Source organism: Rubritalea profundi (genome assembly GCF_002954445.1).
GTDB lineage: Bacteria > Verrucomicrobiota > Verrucomicrobiia > Verrucomicrobiales > Akkermansiaceae > Rubritalea > Rubritalea profundi.
Map to the genome: position 1 here is coordinate 1,180,198 of NZ_MQWA01000001.1, position 3,046 is coordinate 1,183,243.

Here is a 3,046-nt window from a genome sequence, read left to right on the forward strand (position 1 = left end):
CAGGTTAATATCTCCTGCGATCTTAAATAACAATCATTACGGTAAGACGATTGTTCGACTGGTATTACTTAGATTTACGTCCTCGACTCATAAATAAAACTTGTGCAAAGTAGATATATCTACAATAAATCATATCACCATGGCAAAAAAGACAACTAAAGCACAAGTTCCTAAGAATCCAACAGTTAAGACTCCAACAGCTAAGACTCCAACAGCTAAGACTCCAACAGTTAAGACTCCAACAGCTAAGACTCCAACAGTTAAGACTCCAACAGTTAAGACTCCAACAGCTAAAGCTAAAACAGCGAAGCCTAAAGCTCCTAAAGCACAAAATCGTGGTAAGCGTTACTCTAACACTGAGAAAGCTGAAATCCTCACTTTCGTAGATAAGCATAATGCGGAAAAAGGCCGTGGCGGAGCTGCTACTGCATCTCGCAAATACAAAGTGTCTCAGCTTACCATTGGAAACTGGCTTAAAGAAGCAGGTTCCCCATCCCCAAGCCGTAAGACAAAGACTGGAGACATCTCAAAAGTACTTAAGCGTCTCGGAGATATTCACAAGAAAATGGCTAAAGTAGAAGAAGAACTTGGCACTCTTCGCAAAGAGTATGCAACCCTCAAGGGGCAGCTCTAATTTATTAGTCTAACTAATTTCAAAAACCACCACGGTTCACATAACTGTTGGTGGTTTTTTATTGCTCATTTTTACAAACAAAAATCCTGGTAACATAAAGGCACAATCCGCCCCTCTAGACTACCAGACTCCACACACACACACACACGAAATCTATTACTATTGGGCTTTTAACATTGGCGCTTCAGCGAACGCTTGGGCTGCATTCCGAGCATCCAGCTCACCACCATTCCATCTCCATGGGTCTATACCCTTCTCAGTAAAAACCGCCATACCGATAACTCCGACATTTCTCGTCGTCCCATGCCGTAGGTTACTGTAACTAGTATCTACGCTAGAAAACTTAAAGGCTGCGACCGCGGCGTCACTGGTCCTGAAACCCTTTACTGATAATGTTTTCCCCGGCTCTATCATATAACCACGCTTTTTGGTTGATGCCGATTTACCATCCATCACATCCAGTCCATCCACACTCATGACCACCTCTAACCTGGAATGGCAAATATTACGAACAACGAGGCTATACTAGGCCTTACCTTTTCCAACGATGAATCTTTTCCCACCAGCATTGAGATTTTTCGCATAGCCCCATCCAGATTTAACCCCCCATTCTACTAAGCCTTTAGCTCCCTTCTGCATTCCCTCACCACTATAGCTCCAACTCTGAGACATCGCATCTATACCTTCTTTGTCATTATAATAGATAATCTCTAGCGATTTAGGCTTACTCCCTTCACGCTCAAACTTTGTATAACTTATCGCAGAATTTACCGCATCCCCCCAGCCCGTTCCTAAGCCGGGTCGATTACGCTTCTCAATAAATCCCAGCTCTCTCGTCACCGACATGGGCGTCACGGCGCTCTGATCATTCGTTGGAGCTGATGGCATTTGCGTCGTACACGACACCACAGATAACACTCCACACAATCCGATAAACTGAAGAATAGATTGATATTTCACAGGAGCTAGAAAAACAGCATTTAGATCTCACGTCAAACTTTTATGCTGTTTTTTTAGCACTTTTTAATTGCAGGCTTTCTAGCATTACGTATGGTGATTTTATGAACCGATTGGAACAAGGCCAACTTTCACGACGTGAACGACAGATAATGGACATCATTTATCGTCTAGGTCAGGCCTCAGCTAAGCAAGTACAAGAGAACCTACCGGACCCACCTTCCTATTCAGCAGTACGAGCATTACTGGTAACGCTCGAAAATAAAGAAATGGTGAAACATGGCAAAGAATCTCGACGTTATATATATAAGGCCGCGATCAACGAGAAGAAGGCGAGGAAGTCAGCCATCAAGAACCTTTTATCGACATTCTTCGACGGCAAGCCGCAAAAGCTGGTCGCTGCTCTGCTCGATGAAGAATCCGAACAGCTTAGCGCATCAGAGATCTCTGAGATTAGAAAGTTAGTAGAAAACAAAGAAGACTAAACACCCCCCATGGACGCCATTCGCATTAGCCTCATTCTCTCCATCACCGCTTATTTCATGAGCGTGTGGCTTGGCAAAAAAAGCCCCGCTAGAGCTTCTTCGCTCACTGCAGGAATGACGATACTATTGCTGATCGTTCCCATTCTTCTAACGCTTCCTAAATGGCATATCCAGTTTAGCTGGCTGAACCAAGAGACAAGTTCACAGAGCTCCCCTGCACCGCTTGAATCTAGCTGGCTCACTATCGCCCTCACCCTATGGGTTATTGGCTCAGTTATCTTTTTTGTCCGCTACCTGCTGCAAGTGAACACCCTCAGAAAATGGATTTCTCGCTCGACGCCGGTGGAATCAAGCAACATCCAAAAACTCCTCGCAGAAACAACTCTCGATTCGGGTTTAAAGAAAAAACCAGCACTCCGCTGCACTCCGATGGTCACATCACCAGTGGTTGCAGGGCTCTTTCGCTCCACTATTTTATTGCCTGAAAATGCTAACAGCTGGGACTCGACTACTCTCCGCATGGTGCTGCTCCATGAGTTAGGCCACATTCGTCGTCGCGATCTATGGGTTTCTCATATCGCCCAGCTCAACTGTATCCTACATTGGTTCAACCCCTTTGTTTGGCTACTTCGTAACCGTCTTCGCAACCAATGTGAATTCGCTGTTGATGCTCAGATAATTGCCAATGGCACAGATGCCAAATGCTACATCACGGCACTCTGCAACGTCGCGGAGCAGCTCATTAGTAAACAGTCTATCCCCTCTACAGCACTTGCTATGGCAGACAAAGCATCCCTCCGCAATCGAGTCAACAGCCTCCTCACCAAGCAAAAATCTCCGAGCCCATTGATGATCGCCCTATTGCTATCCATCACTGTGAGCAGCACTTTCGCTCTCGCAGTGATCCGGCCCCAAGCACCCTCTGTTAGTTTATCTGAAACCCAGCAGAAACCGTCGACTTATTAACCTA

General features: G+C 45.4%; 5 protein-coding genes. 3 read left to right on the forward strand and 2 right to left on the reverse strand.

Translation table 11 applies throughout. The annotated features are described in order from the left end of the window. Positions 1-139: 139 nt before the first annotated feature. Entirely contained in the window at positions 140-634 is a 495-nt protein-coding gene (locus BSZ32_RS19160) for a hypothetical protein (protein WP_206018725.1), read from the forward strand. Between the two features lie 159 nt (positions 635-793). Here BSZ32_RS19160 and BSZ32_RS05095 read toward each other — a convergent pair whose 3' ends face one another. Both BSZ32_RS05095 and BSZ32_RS05100 read right to left on the reverse strand, forming a co-directional pair. After that, positions 794-1,111, reverse strand: coding sequence for a hypothetical protein (locus tag BSZ32_RS05095; RefSeq protein ID WP_105042430.1), 318 nt, complete (start codon positions 1,109-1,111; stop codon positions 794-796). 48 nt (positions 1,112-1,159) lie between these two features. Further along, positions 1,160-1,522 carry a hypothetical protein gene (locus tag BSZ32_RS05100; protein WP_165788655.1) on the reverse strand — a complete coding sequence of 121 codons (363 nt, stop codon included), beginning with the start codon at positions 1,520-1,522 and terminating at the stop codon, positions 1,160-1,162. Between the two features lie 173 nt (positions 1,523-1,695). Between BSZ32_RS05100 and BSZ32_RS05105 the strand changes: the two genes are divergently transcribed. Both BSZ32_RS05105 and BSZ32_RS05110 read left to right on the forward strand, forming a co-directional pair. Further along, positions 1,696-2,076: a BlaI/MecI/CopY family transcriptional regulator gene (locus BSZ32_RS05105; RefSeq protein WP_105042432.1), complete on the forward strand. Its 381-nt coding sequence runs from the start codon at positions 1,696-1,698 to the stop codon at positions 2,074-2,076. Positions 2,077-2,085: 9 nt separating this feature from the next. After that, positions 2,086-3,042, forward strand: coding sequence for a M56 family metallopeptidase (locus tag BSZ32_RS05110; protein WP_105042433.1), 957 nt, complete (start codon positions 2,086-2,088; stop codon positions 3,040-3,042). Positions 3,043-3,046: the final 4 nt, after the last annotated feature.